The organism is Roseibium aggregatum (assembly GCF_014692675.1).
GTDB lineage: Bacteria > Pseudomonadota > Alphaproteobacteria > Rhizobiales > Stappiaceae > Roseibium > Roseibium aggregatum_C.
Genome location: NZ_JABFCZ010000016.1, coordinates 14,856 through 35,481, shown reverse-complemented (window position 1 = coordinate 35,481; position 20,626 = coordinate 14,856). Strand labels below are relative to the sequence as shown.

At 63.3% G+C, this 20,626-nt stretch carries 20 protein-coding genes; 8 read left to right on the top strand and 12 right to left on the bottom strand.

Features of this window, described 5'->3' with window-relative positions:
• Positions 1-5: 5 nt before the first annotated feature.
• Entirely contained in the window at positions 6-2,381 is a 2,376-nt protein-coding gene (locus HK439_RS15020) for a YbcC family protein (protein ID WP_190292340.1), read from the top strand.
• Positions 2,382-2,448: 67 nt separating this feature from the next.
• Here the strand turns inward: HK439_RS15020 and HK439_RS15015 are convergent, their stop codons facing one another.
• Both HK439_RS15015 and HK439_RS15010 read right to left on the bottom strand, forming a co-directional pair.
• On the bottom strand, positions 2,449-3,135 hold the full coding sequence (locus tag HK439_RS15015; RefSeq protein WP_209011835.1) for a GntR family transcriptional regulator: 687 nt from the start codon (positions 3,133-3,135) through the stop codon (positions 2,449-2,451).
• 46 nt (positions 3,136-3,181) lie between these two features.
• Complete coding sequence (locus HK439_RS15010) at positions 3,182-3,871, bottom strand: GntR family transcriptional regulator (protein ID WP_190292339.1); 690 nt, start codon at positions 3,869-3,871, stop codon at positions 3,182-3,184.
• 174 nt (positions 3,872-4,045) lie between these two features.
• Here HK439_RS15010 and dctP point away from each other — a divergent pair, with 174 nt between their 5' ends.
• Positions 4,046-5,032: a TRAP transporter substrate-binding protein DctP gene (dctP, locus tag HK439_RS15005; protein ID WP_190292441.1), complete on the top strand. Its 987-nt coding sequence runs from the start codon at positions 4,046-4,048 to the stop codon at positions 5,030-5,032.
• A gap of 153 nt (positions 5,033-5,185) precedes the next feature.
• On the top strand, positions 5,186-5,623 hold the full coding sequence (locus HK439_RS15000; RefSeq protein ID WP_190292338.1) for a type II 3-dehydroquinate dehydratase: 438 nt from the start codon (positions 5,186-5,188) through the stop codon (positions 5,621-5,623).
• On the opposite strand, the gene HK439_RS14995 is transcribed toward HK439_RS15000, so the two are convergent.
• Positions 5,620-6,540, bottom strand: coding sequence for a GlxA family transcriptional regulator (locus tag HK439_RS14995; protein WP_190292337.1), 921 nt, complete (start codon positions 6,538-6,540; stop codon positions 5,620-5,622). The two genes, HK439_RS15000 and HK439_RS14995, sit on opposite strands and share 4 nt — an antisense overlap.
• A gap of 106 nt (positions 6,541-6,646) precedes the next feature.
• Between HK439_RS14995 and HK439_RS14990 the strand changes: the two genes are divergently transcribed.
• The 3 genes from HK439_RS14990 (at position 6,647) to HK439_RS14980 (ending at position 9,713) form a co-directional block, all read left to right on the top strand.
• On the top strand, positions 6,647-7,570 hold the full coding sequence (locus tag HK439_RS14990; RefSeq protein ID WP_190292336.1) for a 3-keto-5-aminohexanoate cleavage protein: 924 nt from the start codon (positions 6,647-6,649) through the stop codon (positions 7,568-7,570).
• Complete coding sequence (locus HK439_RS14985; protein ID WP_190292335.1) at positions 7,567-9,012, top strand: carnitine 3-dehydrogenase; 1,446 nt, start codon at positions 7,567-7,569, stop codon at positions 9,010-9,012. Before HK439_RS14990 ends, HK439_RS14985 begins: the two co-directional genes overlap by 4 nt.
• A 197-nt stretch (positions 9,013-9,209) precedes the next feature.
• The gene (locus tag HK439_RS14980) at positions 9,210-9,713 is read left to right on the top strand and encodes an AAA family ATPase (RefSeq protein WP_190292334.1); all 504 of its coding nucleotides are present in this window, start codon (positions 9,210-9,212) and stop codon (positions 9,711-9,713) included.
• Positions 9,714-9,740: 27 nt separating this feature from the next.
• On the opposite strand, the gene HK439_RS14975 is transcribed toward HK439_RS14980, so the two are convergent.
• A complete protein-coding gene (locus tag HK439_RS14975) occupies positions 9,741-10,622 on the bottom strand; it encodes a DMT family transporter (protein ID WP_328804172.1) in 882 nt (293 codons plus the stop codon).
• A 122-nt stretch (positions 10,623-10,744) separates the two neighbouring features.
• Entirely contained in the window at positions 10,745-11,437 is a 693-nt protein-coding gene (locus HK439_RS14970; protein WP_190292333.1) for a glycosyltransferase, read from the bottom strand.
• 112 nt (positions 11,438-11,549) lie between these two features.
• Here HK439_RS14970 and HK439_RS14965 point away from each other — a divergent pair, with 112 nt between their 5' ends.
• Together HK439_RS14965 and HK439_RS14960 are read left to right on the top strand one after the other, a co-directional pair.
• Positions 11,550-12,686 carry a PA0069 family radical SAM protein gene (locus HK439_RS14965; protein ID WP_190292332.1) on the top strand — a complete coding sequence of 379 codons (1,137 nt, stop codon included), beginning with the start codon at positions 11,550-11,552 and terminating at the stop codon, positions 12,684-12,686.
• 44 nt (positions 12,687-12,730) lie between these two features.
• Positions 12,731-13,381 carry a ribonuclease HII gene (locus tag HK439_RS14960; protein WP_190292331.1) on the top strand — a complete coding sequence of 217 codons (651 nt, stop codon included), beginning with the start codon at positions 12,731-12,733 and terminating at the stop codon, positions 13,379-13,381.
• 76 nt (positions 13,382-13,457) lie between these two features.
• Here HK439_RS14960 and HK439_RS14955 read toward each other — a convergent pair whose 3' ends face one another.
• The 7 genes from HK439_RS14955 to HK439_RS14925 all read right to left on the bottom strand — a co-directional run bounded on the left by HK439_RS14955 (position 13,458) and on the right by HK439_RS14925 (position 20,478).
• Positions 13,458-13,937 (bottom strand): ATP F0F1 synthase subunit B, encoded by a 480-nt coding sequence (locus HK439_RS14955; protein WP_190292330.1) that lies wholly within the window; start codon positions 13,935-13,937, stop codon positions 13,458-13,460.
• 10 nt (positions 13,938-13,947) lie between these two features.
• Positions 13,948-14,508 carry a F0F1 ATP synthase subunit B gene (locus tag HK439_RS14950; protein WP_190292329.1) on the bottom strand — a complete coding sequence of 187 codons (561 nt, stop codon included), beginning with the start codon at positions 14,506-14,508 and terminating at the stop codon, positions 13,948-13,950.
• 82 nt (positions 14,509-14,590) lie between these two features.
• Positions 14,591-14,818: a F0F1 ATP synthase subunit C gene (locus HK439_RS14945; protein ID WP_190292328.1), complete on the bottom strand. Its 228-nt coding sequence runs from the start codon at positions 14,816-14,818 to the stop codon at positions 14,591-14,593.
• Between the two features lie 65 nt (positions 14,819-14,883).
• The gene (locus HK439_RS14940; RefSeq protein ID WP_190292327.1) at positions 14,884-15,633 is read right to left on the bottom strand and encodes a F0F1 ATP synthase subunit A; all 750 of its coding nucleotides are present in this window, start codon (positions 15,631-15,633) and stop codon (positions 14,884-14,886) included.
• A 57-nt stretch (positions 15,634-15,690) separates the two neighbouring features.
• Entirely contained in the window at positions 15,691-16,077 is a 387-nt protein-coding gene (locus tag HK439_RS14935; RefSeq protein ID WP_190292326.1) for an AtpZ/AtpI family protein, read from the bottom strand.
• 210 nt (positions 16,078-16,287) lie between these two features.
• Complete coding sequence (locus HK439_RS14930; protein WP_190292325.1) at positions 16,288-19,746, bottom strand: chromosome segregation SMC family protein; 3,459 nt, start codon at positions 19,744-19,746, stop codon at positions 16,288-16,290.
• A gap of 90 nt (positions 19,747-19,836) precedes the next feature.
• A complete protein-coding gene (locus tag HK439_RS14925; protein ID WP_190292324.1) occupies positions 19,837-20,478 on the bottom strand; it encodes a DsbA family protein in 642 nt (213 codons plus the stop codon).
• Positions 20,479-20,626 lie beyond the last annotated feature (148 nt).

Here is a 20,626-nt window from a genome sequence, read left to right as displayed (position 1 = left end):
GTACGATGTTCATCAAACACACCCAGTTCGAAGCGGCACGGATATCCGGCCTTCTCGACGCCGCCGCAGCGGCCATTCGGGCCATCCCTCCGGCCTTCCCGCTCGATGCGACGGTTGCGGTCAATCCGTTTCTCGGCCAGACCGGCGAAGACCTTGCGACCGCGTCGGCCCGGATCGCGCGCGTCGCAGGCGCCGGCATTGTGCGGCCCCGGACATCCTATGCCGCGGATATCGCTGCAGGCCACATCACCGACGCGGACCTGAAAGCAGCCCTCGAGGCGCACCCGTCGCCGCTAAAGCCGTCGAGCCTCGATCGGCTCAAGGAACTGGCGGTTCGGGAGGCTCCCAAACCAGAGGCCTTGCCGACGGTCGCAGATCTGGCCGTGTCGTCCACGGGAATCGACTGGCCTTCCGTCATAGAGAAATCGGTTGGTCTTTGGGCCGCAGGTTTCTTCGATCGGGGACAGGCCCTCTGGGCGCCAAAACCGGGCGTAAACGCCTATTCCGCCTGGAGGTCGTGGGCGAGCTGTGATCTGACGCCCGAAATTGCCGGGCTTTCGGGCTTCTGCGCGCATGTGGCCTCCACCCCGGACACATCCGAACAGGCGGTCCTGAGGGCGACAGAACGGCTCGGCGTCAGTCTTGAGGCGGCCGAGACCCTGTTCCACCGGCTGCTCATGGATCTCGGCGGATGGGCGCAGCACGCCCGCTGGCTCCTGTGGCAGGCCGAACTGGACGGCAAGACCGACAGCACGCTTGCCGATCTTCTGGCGATCCGCCTGATCTGGGAGGAGGCCCTGCTGGCCCATGTTCCTGAGATCGGCGAAAGCTGGCATGACACGGTCGCCAGGCACGAGGCACTCCTCGCCCCATCGCTCGATCATGTGGTTGAAGTCCTATTGCAGGAGGCAGCCGAACGGGCCTTCCAACGGGACCTCGGCCGAAAACTGAGCGCGTCGCCCCATCGGGAGGAACGTCCCGCCATCCAGGCGGCCTTTTGCATCGACGTTCGCTCGGAAGTCATCCGGCGCGCGCTGGAAAGCCAGAGCCCGACGATCGAAACCCTCGGGTTCGCCGGGTTCTTCGGTCTGCCTGTCGCTCATACGGACCATGGCTCGGACGTGGTCGAAAACCATCTGCCCGTCTTGCTGAAACCCGGCCTGTCGTCGACCAGCCGGTGCGCGGCCGGCAAGGAGCATGCGACCCGCATCGGCAAACGGGCGGTTCGGGCGCTGGACCGGTTCCGCCAGGCCGCAGTTTCCTCCTTTGCCTTTGTCGAGGCAGCCGGGCCGTTCTACGGGCTGAAACTCATCCGGGACGCTTTTGGTTTGTCCGGCAAAAAAACACGGGCCTCGTTCGCGCCGCGTCTCGATCCGGACCTGAGCGCGCAGACGAAGGCGGAAACGGCCGCGACGGTCCTGAAGGCCATGGGCCTCACCCAGGGCCATGCGCCGATTGTCCTTCTAGTCGGCCATGGCGCCCATGTGACCAACAACCCGCATGAAAGCGCCTATCATTGCGGCGCCTGCGGCGGCCATTCCGGCGAGGTGTCGGCCCGCCTGCTTGCCGCACTGCTCAATGATCCGGAGGCACGCGCCGGGCTTGGGAAGCACGGCATCGAGGTCCCCTCCGATACCTGCTTCGTTGCGGGTCTGCACGATACGACGACGGATGAGATAACGCTTTTTGACGCCGACAACGATGTCGGCGGCGGCGACATCGGCAATCTGAAGACATGGCTGAAGCGGGCCGGTCACCAGGCGCGGGCCGAACGGGCCGTCCGTCTGCCGGGCGCCGATGCAGCGTCCGTTTCTTTCCGGGCGCTCAACTGGTCGGAAGTCCGGCCGGAATGGGGACTGGCCGGCTGCGCGGCCTTTATCGCCGCTCCGAGAAACGTGACATCCTCGGCGGATCTCCAAGGACGCGCCTTTCTGCACAGCTACGACTGGAAGACCGACACCGGGTTCAAGACACTGGAGCTGATCCTGACCGCCCCGGTCGTCGTGGCCAGCTGGATCAGCCTGCAGTATTACGGCTCCGCCGTCGCTCCGGACGTTTTCGGCGGCGGAAACAAGCTGATCCACAATGTGGTCGGCGGCATCGGTGTGCTTGAAGGCAATGGCGGTCGCCTGCGCGCAGGCCTGCCTTGGCAGGCACTCCATGACGGTGACGGTCCCGTTCACACCCCGCTGCGGCTTTCGGTTCTGATCGAGGCGCCAAAGGAGGCCCTCTCCGCCATCCTGTGCGCTCACCCGGAGGTGCAGGCTCTTTTCGACAATGGCTGGCTGCATCTGTTCGCCCTTGAAGACGGACATGTCAGCGCGCGATACCAGCAGGGCGGGAAATGGCAGGAAGAACAGGTCCTGGTTCCAGCCGCATAAGCCCCGGCGGAGCCTTCCCGGTCCGATCGCGGCCCCTGATAACGTGTCCCGGCCGAATGGGCGCTCTTCAGCGGATCGTCCCGGTCGCAAGGGCATGCTCGACCCCGCCCCTGATGTGGCGGACCAACACCTCGCTGGCTTTTGCCGCATCGCGCTCCAGCGCGTGTTCCAGCAGCAGGCGGTGTTCTTGCGCCGAGATATCGCCGCGATAGGAGAGCGCGACGAGCTGGTAGCGCAGGTACTTGTCGAAGATATCGGCGTGGCTCTCCATCAGTAGTTCGGACCCGCAGGCGGAGATGAGGACCTGATGGAATTCCCAGTCGTAGCGTTTCCAGGACCGGATTTCGCTGTGATCGTCGTCGCGCATCCTGGCTTCGAGTGCCTTCAACCGGTGATGGGCCGCGACCACGCGCCCTTCCCAGTCCATGTCCCCTGACGCGAAGGACTGTTCAAGCGCGTGGGTTTCCAGAAGAAGTCGCAGGTCCGCTATTTCCATCAGGTTTGCCGCAGAGACGGGCGCGACCTGGAAACCGCGCTGGCCTTCGGCCACCACCAGCGCTTCGGATGCGAGCCTGTTCAGGATTTCCCGCAGCGTGCTGACGCTTGCGCCATAGGCATCTTTCAGTTTCTCCAGCCGAAGCTTCTGCCCCGGAGCCAGCTTGCCGAAAATGATGTCGGACCGGATCTGGCGATAGGCCCCTTCCCCGACCGTCGGAACGGTCTGCCCGGCCTGCGGCGGCACTTCCCGCTTCAAAGGCCCGCTCCGTATAAATCAGGGGTTTTGAAAAAGCGTCCCACGTTCAATCCTTCAACAGCCCGTTGCCCAACGTGTGTTCGACACAGGCCTCGATATGTCCGGCAAGGATTTCCACCGCGGTCTCGTGATCGCGCTCCAGCGCGCATTCCAGGAGCCGGCGGTGTTCGTCGCAGGCGGCCTTGCCGCGATAGACCACGGCCACGATCTGATAGCGGAGGAAGTGATCGAAGATCCGGCGGTGGGCTTCCATCAGGACCTTGGAGCCGCAGGCGGCAATCAGGGCGCCGTGGAATTCGCCGTCGTAGCGCTTCCACGCTTCCGTCCGGGTGCAGTCGCCGGCCTCCATCAACGCTTCCATCCGGGAGAGTTTGTGGTGGGCGGCCACGACCTGTGCTTCCCATTCCAGGTCGCCGCGCTCGAAAGATTGCCGGAGCGCATTGGCCTCCAGCAATTCGCGCATTCCGGCCACTTCCCGGAAATGCTTTTCCGAAACCGGCGAAACATGAAAACCGCGCTGGCCCTCCGCCACCACGAACCGCTCGGACGCGAGCCGGTTGAAGACCTCGCGCAACGTGCTGACGCTGACCAGATAGGGCGCCTTCAGGCTTTCCAGCCTCAGGCGGGTACCGGGCACAAGCGCGCCGAAGACGATATCGCGCCGGATTTGCCGGTAGGCGATCTCTCCGGGCGTTTCGGCAGGCGCTTCTGAGGGGACGATCTCGGCGGCTTTCATCGGCACTTTCTTTGCAGTTTCCAAGCGCCCCGGCAACCCTGCGCAGGAACGATAAAAGCCAAAATATATGATATTTTCAAAAATACCCATTGAAATTGCCTTTGTCTAATGGCAGGACTCCCGGTGACGGAAATTAACCGTCGAGTACATTTGGCTCGGGAGGAAACAGCCATGATGGAATTCACGAGACGAACGCTGCTTGCGGCCGGCATGGCGGTGGCCCTCGTCGCACCGGGTGCGAGCGCGTCGGCACAGGACAAGATCGAGTTGAACTTTTCGGCCGTCTTCTCGCCGCAGGACATTCGCGCCGAGATGATGAAGAAATTCGCCGAAGGCATCGGCGACGAGTTCGCATTCAACGGCTACTACGGCGGTACACTGTTCAAGCAGGGCACCGAACTGGTCGCCATGCAGCGCGGCAACCTGGAGCTGGGCAACATCGCACCGCAGGATATCGCCAAGCAGATCCCGGCCTGGTCGGTCCTGACGTCGGCCTACCTGTTCCGCGACTCCGATCACCTGCGCAAGTTCTTTGCCAGCGACGTCGGCAAGGAAATGACCTCGATGGTCGAGGACAAGCTCAAGGTGAAGATCCTGGGCCCGACCTACTTCGGTGTCCGCCAGGTCGGTCTCAACCTGGACAAGGAAATCAAGACCCCCGCCGACATGGCCGGCGTCAAGCTGCGCATGCCGGGCGGCGAAGCCTGGCAGTTCATGGGCAGCGCGCTCGGCGCCAATCCTGTGCCGATGGCCTATAGCGAGGTCTATATCGGGCTGCAAAACGGCGTCATCGACGGACAGGACAACCCGTTCCCGAACGTCCAGAACATGAAGTTCTATGAAGTCATGAAGCAGATCGTCCTGACGTCTCACCTCGTCGGTTACGACCTGTTGTCGATCTCGCTCGACGCCTGGAACAAGCTCACGCCCGAACAGCAGGCGAAGGTGCAAGCGGCCGCCGACAGCGCCATTGCCTGGAGCACCGAGCAGCACCTCAACCGCGAGGCGGAACTCGGCTCCTTCTTCAAGGAACAGGGTCTAAAAATCTACAAGCCGGACGTGGACGCTTTCCGGGCCTATGCCCAGGACAAGTACCTGAAGTCCGATCTTGCCAAGGACTGGCCGGAAGGTATCGTCGACCGGATCAACGCCATCCAGTAATGCGTTGAGGCCACTCGAAACGCGCGGGCAGGCTTGCGCTTGCCCGCGCGTATCCTGTCGGTTCCACATTCAGACAGACAATCTGCGCATCCGCCTGTCCGGTCTCTGGCCGACCGGCGGCAATCGCGTCTCTATCCTTTCGCGGAGCGACCAATGGCAAATCCCATCTACATCCTGAACGGTCCCAACCTGAACCGGCTCGGCACCCGCGAACCGGAGATCTACGGCCATACGACGCTGGCGCAAGTCGAGGCGATGTGCCGCGAGGCGGCCGGGTCCACGCCTGTGGAATTCCACCAGTCCAACCGGGAATACGAGATCATCGAGTGGGTGCACGAGGCCATCGATGCGCCGGCCGGCGGCATCATCATCAACCCGGCGGCCTTCACCTTCACCTCGATCGCGATCCTCGATGCCCTGAAGATGTTCCCGGGGCCGATCATCGAACTGCATATCTCGAACATCCACCGGCGCGACGCCATCTATCACAATTCGCTGGTGTCGAAGGCCGCGACCGCCGTGATCGCGGGGCTGGGTCCGTCGGGATACAAAATGGCAGTCGGGGCGATGAAGGACCTGATATCCGCCTAGAGCGATTTCCGGATCGGATGGCCGAAGGTCCGCCGGAAGGCCTTGCTCAGGGCCGCCGCATCCGAATAGCCGCAGCGCAGGGCGATCTCGCGCAGGGTGAACCGCGTGCCCGCGGCCAGTTCGCGCGCATGGGACAGCCGCATCATCTGGTAATAGCGGCCGGGCGCCATGCCGAGTTCTTCCTGGAACAGGCGGTCGAGCGAGCGAACCGAAAGCCCTACGCGACCGGCGAGCCTAACGAGCGGCAAAGGCGTCTCGATGGTTTCCACCATCAGGTTGACGACCTGACGCAGCCGGGCGCTTCCCCTGCCTGCGAGCATGCCGGGTCCGCGGTCTTCGGCCTGTGGCCGTTCGGCGTCCTGCAGGAACATGGTCGACACCAGAAAGGCGCTTGCAGGTCCGAAACGCTCCGAGATGAAGGCCAGCATCAGGTCGAGTGCGGAAGATGCACCACCGCAACTCCAAATGCGGCCGGTCTTCACATAGCCGTCGTGGCTCATCCGGATGTCCGGGAACTGTTCCTCGAAATCGGCAAGGACTGTCCAGTGGATCGTGGCGCTCTTTTCATTCAGCAGCCCCGCATCGGCCAGCAGCCAGGCGCCCGTGTCGGCGCCGAGAACGATGTCGCTTTGTCGTGCGAGCGCGCGCAGCACCCGTGCACTTTCCGCATTGGCGTGGTCGCGAAAGCCGTAGCCCGCGACGACCACGAGCATGTCCATCCGACCGGCGTTTCGCCATTCCGTATCGGCGGCAATGGAGAGCCCGCTCGAGCTGACCGCGGGCATATCGTTCGGCGTGATCACCTGCCATCCGATCTCCGCCTGGGTCTGGTCGCGCAGGGCGCGCAGGGGTTCGAGCAGGCAGGACAGGACCATGTTGGAGAAGCCGTCGAACAGCAGGAAGGTGACGCGAACCATCAACTCTTGTCTCGATTGGATAATTTGACGGCATACTAGGACAATAAATATCGGTTCGCCCAGCCTACCATTGCCGGAAGACACCAACCGCAAATGGGAGGAACCCATGCCGCTGGCCATGAACCGGGAGGTTTTCATCACCTGTGCCGTGACCGGCTCGGGCGGCACCCAGGACCGTTCGCCGCACGTCCCCCGCAGCCCGCAACAGATCGCCGACAGTGCGATTGCGGCCGCCAAGGCCGGGGCCGCGGTCGTCCACTGCCATGTCCGCGATCCGGAAACCGGCGCGCCGTCGCGCCGAACGGATCTTTATCGCGAGGTGACGGACCGGATCCGTGACGCGGAGGTCGACGTGGTCCTGAACCTGACGGCGGGAATGGGCGGCGACATCGTCTTCGGCTCCGCCGAGGCGCCCTTTCCGCTCAACGAGACGGCGACGGACATGATCGGCGCCTCGGACCGCATGGTTCATATCGCGGAGTGCCTGCCGGAAATCTGCACCCTCGACTGCGGCACCATGAACTTTGCCGAAGCCGACTACGTGATGACCAATACGCCGGGCATGCTGCGCGCCATGGGTGCGATGATGACGGAGCTCGGCGTCAAGCCGGAGATCGAGGCTTTCGACACCGGCCATCTGTGGTTTGCCAAGCAGTTGGTGTCAGAAGGTACACTGACCTCGCCGGCGCTGGTTCAACTGTGCATGGGCGTGCCGTGGGGCGCGCCGAACGACCTCAACACCTTCATGGCCATGGTCAACGCCGTGCCCGACGACTGGACCTGGTCGGCGTTCAGCCTGGGCCGGGACCAGATGCCTTATGTGGCGGCCTCCGTGCTTGCCGGCGGCAATGTCCGGGTCGGCCTGGAGGACAATCTCTGGCTCGAAAAGGGCGTGCTAGCGGCCAATGCGCAACTGGTCGAGCGCGCCGTGACCGTGATCGAGAACATGGGCGCACGGGTGATCGGGCCGCAGGCGGTGCGCGACAGGCTCGGCCTTGAAAAACGCGCGCCCAAGGCAGCAGCCTCATGACCGGCGGCGCGCGCGCCAAGGCGGCGATCGTCGGCGGCGGTGTCATCGGCGGCGGCTGGGCCGCCCGTTTCCTGCTCAACGGCTGGGACGTTGCAGTGTTCGATCCAGATCCGGATTCGGAACGCAAGATCGGCGAGGTGCTTGCCAACGCGCGCCGGTCCCTGCCCGCGCTTTACGACCGCGCGCTTCCCGCCGAGGGAATGCTGACGTTTCACGATAACCTTGCCGAGGCGGTTGCCGGGTCGGCGTGGGTGCAGGAAAGCATTCCGGAACGGCTGGACCTGAAGCACACGGTGCTTGCGGCAATCGAGACCGTCGCCCCGCTTGAGGCCGTCATCGGTTCGTCCACATCCGGCTTCAAGCCGTCCGATCTCAATGCCAAGGGTGGGCGCGCCATCGTCGCCCATCCGTTCAACCCGGTCTATCTGCTGCCGCTGGTGGAACTGGTCGGCGCAGCTGAGACTTGCGCGAAGGCAGCCGATCTCTTGCGCGAGGTCGGCATGTTTCCGCTCACCCTGCGCAAGGAAATCGACGCGCATATCGCCGACCGGCTGCTGGAGGCGGTCTGGCGCGAGAGCCTGTGGCTGGTCAAGGACGGGATCGCCACGACGGAAGAGATCGACGAGGCGATCCGCATGGGGTTCGGGATCCGCTGGGCTCAGATGGGGCTGTTCGAGACCTATCGCATCGCCGGCGGCGAGGCCGGCATGAAGCACTTCATGGCACAGTTCGGCCCGGCCTTGTCCTGGCCCTGGACCAAACTGATGGACGTGCCGGAATTCACTCCAGACCTGGTCGACCTGATTGCCGGCCAGTCGGACGCCCAGTCCGGACACAGGACGATCCGTAAGCTGGAGCGCCTGCGCGACGACAACATCGTCGGCATGATCAGGGCGCTGCGGCGCAGCGGCAGCGGTGCGGGCGGTGTCATCCGCGCCCATGAGGAGATGCTGGAGACGGGTGGCGACTATCGCGGATTGCCGGTCACGGTGACGCGGCAAGTGCCGGTGAACTGGACCGATTACAACGGCCACATGAACGAGACCCGCTATCTGGAAGCCGCCTCGCAGGCGAGCGACCGGTTCATGGAGATGATCGGCGCGGATGCGGCCTATGTCGCCTCGGGCTTCAGCTATTTCACCGTGGAGACGCATTTGCGCTTCCTGGGCGAGATCCACGCCGGAGACCTGCTCACGGTCACCACCCAGGTGCTTTCCGGAACGGGCAAGAAGATGCAGCTGTTCCACCGGCTCTGGCGCGGCGACGGCACGCTGGCCGCCACGGTGGAGACGCTGCTGCTCCACACCGACCTGACCGCCCGCAAGGCCTGCCCTCCGGCGCCAGAGGTGGCAGAGGCGCTGGAGAGGTTCGCCAAGGCACACGTCGGGATTGCGGCTGAAGGAGCCGGACGCTCCGTCGGCCAGGCGCCATCTGCCCCCTAGACCGATGTCCGTTCAGCACCCAATGAAAATCTGGACATCGGGCCGGGCCCGTGTCATCACCCGCTCATGAATACCTTTGTTCAGAAACCCTGCGGCGGCCGTCTTGGCCGAATTATTGTCCCGGCCTGATAAGCCGGGCCGGGCAAGCTGTTTCTGAATTTCTGAAGTGCACCCTCATGCATCGGACAGGGTATTTCATGACGCAAACCACTCCTACCCTTTACCTCGTTTGCGGCAAGGCCGCGTCGGGAAAGTCCACCCTGACCGCCAGCCTCGGTCAGGCTGCGGGAACGGTTGTCATCGCCGAAGATGACTGGCTGGCCGCGCTTTATGGTGATGACATGTCGACGCTCTCCGACTACGTGCGGTGCACCGGCAAATTACGCGCTGTCATCGGGCCGCACGTTGTCTCCCTGCTCAAGGCCGGCCTGTCGGTCGTGCTGGATTTCCCGGCAAACACGATTGCAACCCGGGCCTGGATGCGCGGCATTGCCGAAGACGCGAAAGTGGTGCCTCAACTCCATTATCTGGATGTCCCGGACGAGATATGCAAAGCGCGGCTGCGGGCCCGGAACGCCGGTGGCGCGCATCCGTTTTCCGTCACGGACGATCAGTTCGATCAGCTTGCCACCCACTTCGTCGCCCCGTCGGAGGAAGAAGGTTTCAACATCGTCCTGCATCGCCCGGACGATGAGCTATGAATCGGGAAACCCCAACGGCGGGCGCCCCTACTCCTCCAGTTTCCGCTCGCGCCAGATGATGAAGATGCCGCTGGCGATGATGATCGCAGCACCCAGATAGGTGGGAAGGTCCGGAATTTCGCCCCAGACGAGCCAGCCGATCAGGGTGGCCCAGATCAGGGCCGTATAGTCCAGGGGCGCGACGGTTGCCGCGGGCGCGAGCCGGAAGGCCTGGGTCAGCATGGTGACGCCGATGGTGCCGAAGAAAGCGACCCCCAGAAAGAGCCAGATGTCTTGCGGACGGACCGCCACCCAGACGAACGGCATCGTCAGGGCGCTGATGACGGCGCCTGCGCCCACCAGATAGAGCATCAGCGTCCACACGCTTTCGCGCGGATCGACAAAGCGCGCCGACAGCATCAGGACGGCGTAGAGAACGGCGGTCGCGACCGGAAACAGGGAAACCATCTGGAACGCGGCCAAGCCCGGACGGACCACGACCAGCACCCCGACGAACCCCACCAGCACCGCCGACCAGCGCCGCCAGCCGACTGGATCCTTCAGGACAAGGGCGGCAAGTGCGGTGATGAAGACCGGGGCCGCGAAGGCCAGCACCGTCGCTTCGGCCAAGCCGAGATACTTGAGGCCGGTGAAGAAGCTGCCGGCCGCACCGATCCAGATCAGACCGCGGAAGAGATGCATGGCGGGCCGGTGAGAGCGCAGAGCGGCAACTCCGCCCGCCTTCCAGGCGATCAGGACTGCAAACGGCAGGGCGATGACGTTGCGCAGAAACAGGATCTGCAGCGGAGAGTAGCCGGCGGTCAGCGTCTTGGCGATGGCGTCGCTGACACACAGGAAGGCGACGGCCGTGCACATGAACAGGATGCCTGCGGTCGCCTTCACATCCACCCCGGCACTGACCGTGCTCACACTGCTTCTCCCGTCTTGAAAGGGAAGAACACCTAATCACCGGCAGGGGAATACAACAAGCCGATTTCGTCCGTCACCGCCTTTGGCAGCCGGCATACGGTTTCAACAAAGGGAAACAGGCGTCAGCCGTGGATGCGCAGCACGAGCTTCGGCGGCACACGAAGCGTGCCGACGCAGAAACGGGCGATCGACCGGCGCATGGACGACAGGAAGCCCGGCTCGTCCAGCCGACCGGACGAAATCGCCGCGGCCCGCAGGCAGACGAGACGCCGGCGTCCGATCCGTTTCACCAGATCGAGATCCTCCATTTCCGGCAGGGGGCGATATCCGCCCAGCCTGGCGTAAAAACGCCTGGAGATGATCAGTCCCTGGTTGCCATAGGGCATTCCAAGCAGCTGCGAGCGAAGCGATGCCAGAACCTCGGACAGTCTCGCGCCCATGCCAAAGGCCTCGAATTTCAGCTTGAAGGCTGCGGCCGTCCGGTCTGCGCTGCCGGAGCGCTCGGCCCGCTCAACAAAGGCCTGGACTTCGTGGAACCAGCCCGGTTCCAGAACGGTATCGGCGGAGAGAAACAACAGCCAGTCGCCCCGCTGGGCGCGCTTTGCACCGGCTTCGAGCAGCTTGCTGCGCGGTCCCTTTTCCGTGCACCAGTCGCATCCGGCGGCATCAGCGATCACATGGGTGTTGTCGGAAGACCCGCCGTCGACCACGATCACTTCGCGAACGACGCCTTCGGCGGCGGCCGGAACGAGAGCCGCCAAAGTGTGGGCGAGCACAATCTCTGAATTCAATGTCGGTATGATGACGCTGATCATGGCTTTGTTCTAACCCGTTTTCCGGCAAAGCGCGAGACAACCCTCTTGTGTTTCGCCATTTTCTGATTAATGTTCCCGTTATGTTCTTGCACAATCTGTCGCGGATTCGAAAATGCAACTCCATACCGTAACGGAAGAATTCGACAGTCAGATCGAAGGCGCCAATTCGGGTACGGGCACGGAAATCCGCCCGGACCGGCGCCGCGGGCGCGGCGCGGGCCTCAACATGTCGGGCCGGTTCGAACCTCTTTCGACCGTTGCCTTCGACGACGGCTGGGACAGCGGGGACGATCTTCCGCCCCTGAAAACCACGGTGCAGGAGGAACGGGCGCGCACCATCATCACCCGCAACACCTCGCCGGATATTTCCTTCGACCGCTCCATCAATCCCTACCGGGGATGCGAGCACGGCTGCATCTACTGTTTCGCCCGGCCGACCCATGCTTTCATGGGGCTCTCGCCCGGGCTCGATTTCGAAACCCGGCTGTTCGCCAAGCCGAATGCGGCCGAACTGCTGGAGCGGGAATTGTCCAGGCCGAACTACCAGCCGCGCACCATCGCGATCGGCACCAACACCGATCCCTATCAGCCGCTGGAACGGCAATACGCAATCATGCGCGAGGTGCTGGAGGTGCTGGACCGGTGCAATCACCCGGTCGGCATCGTCACCAAATCCGCACTGGTTACCCGGGACATCGACATTCTGGCGCGTATGGCGGAGAGAAACCTGGTCAAGGTGGCGCTATCCGTCACCACCCTGGACCATAAGCTCTCAAGGGTCATGGAACCGCGGGCCTCGGCCCCGCACAAGCGCCTTCAGGCGATCCGCAAGCTGTCGGAGGCCGGCGTCCCTTCAGCAGCCATGATCGCTCCGGTCATCCCGGCTCTGAACGACAGCGAGATCGAGGCGATCCTGGAAGCCGCCTGCGAGCACGGCGCCACCTCGGCCGGTTTCATCCTGCTGCGCCTTCCCCTGGAAGTCTCCGAACTGTTCCGCGACTGGCTCCTGCGCGAACGCCCAGACCGGTACCGGCACGTGATGAACCTGATCCGCTCCATGCGCAACGGCAAGGACTACGACGCCAAGTGGGGCGAGCGCATGAAGGGCAAGGGGCCTTACGCGGAGCAGATCGGCAAGCGGTTTTCCCTGGCCGCGAAACGCCTCGGCCTCAACGGGCGGCGGCGGAAGCTCGACACGGACAGCTTCGTGTCACCGCAAAAAGGCGGGGTGCAACTGGACCTGTTTTGAACGGCGACCTTGTTTCAGTATCGGGTCGTTGGCATGGTCGGAAAATGAGTAAGTTACCCGGTCTATTCGACCTGCCTTTCCCGGATAGCCCTGACGAGGCCCTGGAGAAATCCCATGCTGCCGGCTTCAATTTCCGGCTTGCCGGCGTCGACGAGGCCGGACGGGGGCCGTGGGCCGGGCCGGTGGCGACAGCCGCCGTCATCCTCGACTACGACAATCTGCCGGCCGGCCTCAACGACTCCAAGAAGTTGTCCGAGGCGAGGCGGGAGCAGCTGTTCGACGAGATCTGTGCGTCTGCCCATGTCTGCGCCGCAACGGCCAGCCCTGCCCTGATCGACCGGCTCAACATCCGCGCCGCGACCCTGTCCGCCATGCGGCGTGCGGTGAACGGTCTGGCGATCACCCCCGAAATGGTTCTGGTCGACGGGCGGGACGTGCCGCCGGGCCTGAGCATGCCAGGGCAGAACCTGATCAAGGGCGACGGCCGTTGTCTTGCCATTGCTGCAGCCTCGATCGTCGCAAAGGTGCTGCGGGACCGGATGATGGTCCGCCTCGACGCGCTTGCCCCCGGCTACGGCTTTGCCGCCCACAAGGGATACGGCGTCCCTGCCCACCAGGAAGCGCTTTTAAAGCTCGGCCCCTCGCCGCACCACCGGCTGTCATTCAAGCCGGTCCGGGAAGCGGCAGCGAAATAAATTTCATGGCAATTTGAAAAACAAAAAAGCGGCCGCAAGGGCCGCTTTTTAAAGAACCTGATCCGACTGGCGCCGATCAGTTCAGCTTTGCTTTCACCTGGTCGATGCTCTGGGCCAGGATGCCGTCGGCGACCTTGTCCTTCACCTTGGCGGCGAGGATCTCTTCGGCAGCGGCGACAGCGATATCGGCGGCCTTTCCGCGAACCTCGGCAATCGCCTGGGATTCGGCCTGGGCAATCTTGTTCTCGGCGGCCTTCGACCGGCGGGCAATCATCTCTTCAAGAGCCTGATTGGTTTCAACGGTCAGGCGCTCAGCTTCCGAATTCGCTTCGGCGATGATCGCTTCGGCTTCGGCTTCGGCTTCGTGGCGCTTGCGCTGATACTCGGACAGAAGGGCCTGGGCTTCCTCGCGGAGCTTGCGGGCTTCTTCGAGTTCCTTGCGGATTTCATCCGCGCGGTTATCAAGCGCGCCGCTGATCTTCCCGGGCACTTTGACCCAGATGATCACGGCGAAGAAGATAACGAGGCCGACAAGGGCGAAAAATGTTGCGTCCATCGTCGTCTCCTCAATCCATCGCCGACTTGAGCGCCTTGCTCAGATCGGTCTTCGTCGGAGCCTTGCCCATCAGCGCTTCCACGAGAGCGGACGTGGTTTCGCCGGCGATATCGCCGATCTGTTCCATGGCCTGGCTCTTCACTTCGGCGATCTGGCTTTCCGCTGCGGCCAGCTTCTTGGCAAGTTCTGCCTCGGCTTTTTCGCGGCGGGCTTCGTTGTCGGCCTTGAGCTTCGCACGGGTATCATGCGCGATGCCATGTGCCTTGGCACGGGCTTCGGCAAGAGCCTGTTCGTAAGCGGCGATCGCCTCGTCGGTTTCTTCCTTCAGCCGGTTGGCTTCGGAAAGGTCGCCGGCAATGCGATCCTTGCGGTCTTCAAGGATGCCAGAAATCCGCGGCACGGCCACATTCTTGATGATCCAGTAGAACAGGCCGAACGTGATGGCCAGCCAAAGGATCTGGGACGCAAACGTCTCACTGTTGAACGGCGGAAAGGGTCCGCTGTGGTGTTCCGTCGGCACCTCAGTGCCCGCATGCGTGGCTTCTGTGGTCGACTGGGTTTCGCCTGCCATCTTCGTCTCCAGATGCCGGACTGGCGGCGCGAATGCGCCACCACCGGTTTCTCGTCAAATGTCGTTGTCTATCGAAAGTCGATTAGACGACGAAGAGAAGCATCAGAGCAACGAGGAGGGAGAAGATGCCCAGAGCTTCCGTCACGGCGAAGCCGAAGATCAGGCGGCCGAACTGGCCGTCGGCTGCGGACGGGTTGCGCAGTGCGCCTGCGAGGTAGTTACCGAAGATCTGGCCGAGGCCCATACCGGCCCCGCCCATGCCGAGGCATGCGATACCTGCGCCGATGTACTTTGCTGCTTCTGCTTCCATGACATGTGCTCCTAATAGCGTTTGTCAGTTTCACTTGCGGCCGCATGACCGCGTGATTCTTGAACTTAGTGGGATGGATGAAGTGCGTCGTTGAGATACATGCAGGTCAGGACCGTGAAGACGTAGGCCTGCAGGAACGCAACCAGGAACTCAAGCGCCGTCAGGGCAACCGTCATTCCGAGCGGGAGAACGGCACCGGCAACGCCGGCAGCTCCCAATGCACCCAGGCTTACGACGAAGCCCGAGAAAACCTTAAGCGTGATGTGTCCGGCCAGCATGTTTGCGAAAAGACGGACGGACAGGCTGATCGGGCGGGACAGGAAGGAGATGATCTCGATCGCCGTCACCAGCGGTATCAGCGCTCCTGGAACACCGCTCGGCACGAACAGCTTCAGGAATTTCATTCCGTTGCGCATGAAGCCGTAGATGACCACTGTCAGGATCACCAGCATGGCCAGCGCAAAGGTCACGATAATGTGGCTCGTGATGGTGAAGAAGTACGGGAACATCCCGAACAGGTTCCCGAAAAGCACGAACATGAAGATCGAGAACACCATCGGGAAGAAGCGCATACCATCGGTACCCGCCGCGTCCCTCAGCATACTGGCCACGAATTCGTAGGCCATTTCCGCAACCGACTGCATCCGCGTCGGCACGAGGCCGCGGCCGCTGGTCGAGAAGATCAGGAATGCGGACGCCGCTGCCACGGTCAAACCCATGAACAGCGAAGAATTGGTGAATGAGAAATCCATGCCCCCGACTTCGATCGGGAAAATCTTCTGGATCTGGAACTGGTGGATCGGATCGTTCGACACCGGTCAGCCTTCTTCATCTGTTCACTTCGGGGCGCGCATGAAGCGCGGTGAATTCATTCAGGGACCGTCTTTGCGCGATTTCTGCTTCGAGATCTGTTCGTCCTGGCTGGTGACCAATCCGGCCGAGCGCATGACGTTCAGGACCCCTGCCGCAAAACCGAGAAGAAGAAAGACGATCAACCCGAACGGCGATGTCCCCAACCACTCGTCAGCCACCCAACCGATCCCGGCACCAACCAGCACGCCAGCGATGAATTCCGAGGAAATCTTCACTGCCTGCGCATAACCGGTGGCGCTTCTGTGGGACTTCTGCACGGCGGCCTGCTCGGCCACATGCAAGTCCTTCAGCTTGCGGTCCAGTTGAGCCCGCCGCTTCGACAGACCCGACTCGGAGGCACCCTCCAGCGGATCCGTTCCATCGTCGTCTTGCGAAGAGCCGTTCATTACAGTCTCCGACACCCCTCGACGGTTTAGATCCGTTAGGCAGAAAGCCCCCTAAAGCCGCGCGCACCATAATCGGCGCCCAATGCCCTGTCAAGAAGGCCGGAAAAAGGACTAAATACCTGAATTATAATAATTTTCTTCGTCATGAGACGTTTCGACCAAACCTAAGTCGAATAGGCCCGTTGCGCAATGCACACGGTTTGGCCCCTGTTAGCCCGCCTCGCGGAATCGTTCGGCGGTTTCCAGGTCCACCGAAACCAGCTGGGAAACGCCCCTTTCAGCCATGGTCACACCGAACAGGCGGTTCATCCGCGCCATGGTGATCGGATTGTGGGTAATGACCACGAACCGGGTATCCGTCCGCCGCGACATCTCGTCCAGGAGATCGCAATAACGCTCCACATTCGCATCATCAAGCGGCGCGTCGACCTCATCGAGGACGCAGATCGGCGCGGGATTCGTCAGGAAGACGGCGAAGATCAGGGCCATCGCCGTCAGGGCCTGCTCGCCGCCGGACAGAAGGGTCATGGTCTGCGGCTTCTTGCCCGGCGGGCGGGCGATGATTTCCAGGCCGGCGTCGAGCGGATCGTCGGAATCGACAAGTTGCAGCTCCGCGGTGCCGCCGCCGAACAGGTGGGTGAACAGGCGCTGGAAGTGGTCGTTGACCACCTCGAAGGAGGCCAGCAGCCGCTCCCGCGCTTCCCGGTTCAGGTTCGATATGCCGGTCCTGAGGCGGCGAATCGCCTCGACGAGGTCGTCCCGTTCCGTGGTCAGCGTGGTCTTCTGCTCGTCGATTTCGGTAAGTTCCTCCTCGGCGCGCAGGTTGACGCCGCCGAGACGCTCCCGCTCCGCCTTGAGCCGTTCGTGCTTGCGTTCCATCGCGTCCGGATCGGGCAACGGCGCGCCGTCCTTCAGTCCGGCAATCTCCGGCAGGGCGGAGACCGGGACTTCCAGATCCTCGTCGATCCGCTGTTCCAGATTGGTTTTGCGGTCCCGGGCAGCCTGCAGCCGCTCTTCGGCACGAACCTGGTGCTCGCGGGCAGACGACAGCCCTTCCAGGGCGGACTTGGCCAGCCGGTCCACTTCCGCCAGGTCGGATTCGGCGCGCTGCAATTCGTCGTCCCGCGCCTTCTTGTCTTCTTCGGCTTTTGAAATCGCGGAAAAAATCTCCCGGCGCTTGAGTTCGATTTCCTCCGGCGCATCGACCAGTTCCGCCCATTCATCCTCCGCCTCCCGGCGGCGTTCCTTCAGGACGGTGATCTGCTGCACGGCATTCGCCGCACGGGTTTTCCAGCTGTCATATTCGCGTGCGATCGCCTCCAGGCGGCGGTCGCGCATCTGCCGGTCTCGCGCCAGGCCCTCTGCAACGGCGCGGGCTTCCGCCAGGGCCGCACGGGTGGTTGCGACCTCGCCCTGAAGCTTCGCGATCTCGTCCTGGAACCCGTCAACGGACGGCGCCTCGGCCAGCCGCTCCTCGCATTCGGTGAGAATCTCTCGGGCTTCGACCGTTTCCTCGGCCAGGCGCTCGCAGCGCTCTTCAGCGGCGGCCTTGCGGGCGGCCAGCTGGGACAGCGCGCGTTCCGCGGCGGCCAGCGCGTCACGGGCGGCCGTCAACTGGCGTTGGGTTTCCCGCACCTGTCCCCTCGCGGCCTGCTCGGCTTCCACCGCCTGCCGGCCAAATGCGCTTGCCTGTTCCAGGGCCTCTTTCCGGTCCTCGACGGCACGGGCCGCGACTTCGATCTTGTCGGCCAGTTCGGCAAGGCGGTTTTTCTGGGCGAGCCGCTGGGCGGCCGGCGTCGGCGCATCGGCCCCAACGACAAAACCATCCCAGCGCCAGAGATCGCCTTCTTTCGAAACCAGCCGCTGTCCGGGCTTCAGATCCTTTTGCAGGCGCGGGCCATCTGCACGGTCGACAACGCCGATCTGCGCAAGCCGCCGGGCCAGGGCCCTGGGCGCCTCGACCTCATCAATCAGCGGCCGCGCGCCCGCAGGCAGGGCCGGATCGTTCGAACCGTCGGGCGCCTCGCCCCAATGGACCGGTGCGTCCGCGGCAACGGGCGCGTCCAGGTCTTCGCCCATGGCGGCACCCAGTGCCGTTTCGAGCCCGGGTGCGACCTTCAGTTCTTCCACCACCGGCGGCCATTCGCCGCCGAAGGAGACGTTGACGATCTTCTCCAGGGTGCGCGCCTCGGTCTCATAGCTGGATAGCGTCTGCTGTGCCTCCGTCAGCGGCCGCCGCGCCTCCTGTTCCGCGTCGCGGGCCGCTGCCGTCCGGGCTTCGGCTTCCTCGACCGTGGCTTCGGCCTGCAGCAGGGTTTCCTCGGCAAGCTCGACCGCTTCCCGGCGTTCGGAAATACCGTCGACACCGGCCATTTCCGAGTTGACCGCCGCAAGCGCCTGCTGCGCTTCGGCCGCCTGTGCGGCAAGCCGCTCGGCGCGCTGGCGCGATTCCGCCACGCGGCGTTCCAGCTGCTGGCGTTCGGCGTTGGCCTGCGCCGACGCGGCGGTGAGTTCCGTCAGCGCGGCCTCGCTCTCCTGCACCCGCTGTTCGGCTTCCATGACCTTTTCGCCGGCAAGTTCCGACCGCTCCTGGACCGTCTCGTTTTCTTCCAGAAGTTCGGCCCGTTCCTCAGTCAGGCGCTCCAGGACCTCGTCGTTTTCCGAGACCATCCGCTCCTCGCGGACCACATCTTCGGCGAGTTGCGCCAGACGCCGTTCCAGATCCTGCAGGCGTTCCTTGACCCGGCGCTCCTCGGCGTCCAGATCGTTGCGCGCAATGATCAGCCGCTGCAGGACGGCACCCGCCTTGGCGGAGGCGTCGCGCAGTTCCGGCAGCTTGTGGGCGGCGATCGCCTGAACACGGGCGCTTTCCGCCTGAACGGCGGTGACTTCCCGGACCTCGCGCTGCGCCTCGGCAAACTGACGCTCGGCCTCGGCAAGCGCGTCGCGGGCTTCCGTCCAGCGCAGGTAAAGGATAGAGGCTTCGGCCGCGCGGATTTCGGATGACAGGTTGCGGTAGCGCGACGCCTGGCGGGACTGGCGCCTCAGGTTGTCGAGCTGGGCATCGATCTGGACGAGAACGTCTTCCAGGCGCTCCAGGTTCTGCTCCGCCGCGCGCAGGCGGATTTCCGCCTCGTGACGGCGGCTGTGCAGACCGGAAATCCCGGCGGCCTCCTCCAGGATCATCCGGCGGGAGGTCGGCTTTGCGGATATCAATTCCCCGATCTGCCCCTGACGCACCATCGCCGGAGAGCGGGCGCCGGTGGAGGCGTCAGCGAAGAGAAGCTGGACGTCGCGCGCGCGGACTTCCTTGGCGTTGATCTTGTAGTTCGAGCCTGCCTCGCGCTCGATCCGGCGGCTGACCTCCAGCGTGTCGGCATCGTTGAAGGCAGCCGGTGCGGTACGCTCCTGATTGTCCAGGTAAAGGGTGACTTCGGCGGTATTGCGGGCCGGCCGGTTCAGGCTGCCGGAGAAGATCACGTCATCCATGCCGGATGCGCGCATGTTCTTGTAGGAATTCTCGCCCATGACCCAGCGCAGGGCCTCGACGAGGTTGGACTTGCCGCAGCCGTTGGGCCCGACCACGCCGGTCAGGCCTTCCCCGATGATGAAGTCCATCGGCTCGACGAAGGATTTGAAACCGACGACGCGGAGCTTGGAAAACTTCATCGGCGCACCCGCTTTCTCAAGCGCTGCGCCGACGCGTTGGTTTCAGAAAAAGGGCGTGCGATCATCGACCGCTGGACAGTGTCCAGCGGCTTACATCTTCTCGTCGATGATCTTGCCCATTTCCTCAATCGACAGCGCTCCCGAATGCTTTTCACCGTTGATAAAGAACGTCGGCGTCGCCTTAACACCGAATTCGTTGGTGGCCCGCGTTTTTTCAGCCTCCAGTGCGTCAAGCAGCTTCTGGTTTGTCAAGCATTCCTCGAAGGACTCCTGTGTAAATCCGATCTGCTTCGACAATTTCGTCAGGGCGGGCAGGAAAGTTCCGCTCAAAGCGCCGGAGCGGAGCTGTTCGAACATGATCTCGACACCATCGAAATATTTGTCCGCCGGCATGCAGCGGGCCAGCATGGACATGGCGTAGGCCGGCTGGTTGAGCGGGTACTCGCGGAAGATGTACCGCACCTTGCCGGTCTCGATATACCGGGACTTCAGCTCCGGAAAGGTGACCTCATCGAAATGGGCGCAGTGACCGCAGGTCATGGAGGCATATTCGACGATCGTGACCGGTGCGTCCTCGGAGCCCAGAACCTTGTCGCCAAGCGGGCTCGGCTTCATCAGTTCGTCGATATCGACAGTTTCGGCAGCTTGCGCCAGGGCCGGCAGGCCCATAATGCCGATAGTCAAGGCGAGGCCGGAGGCGGCCTGGAGTAATTGTCTGCGAGAAAGTGTCACGTTCGTGGTCCCGTCCAATGTTCGATCGCAAAACCGGAGATCCTCCGGATTGCCCCTTGATGTGCCCGCTCGCGCAGGCGCAGTCAACTCAAACGGTCAATTGTGGCAGCAAGGGGGAAGACGCAAGGGGCAAGCGTCCCCGCCGCGA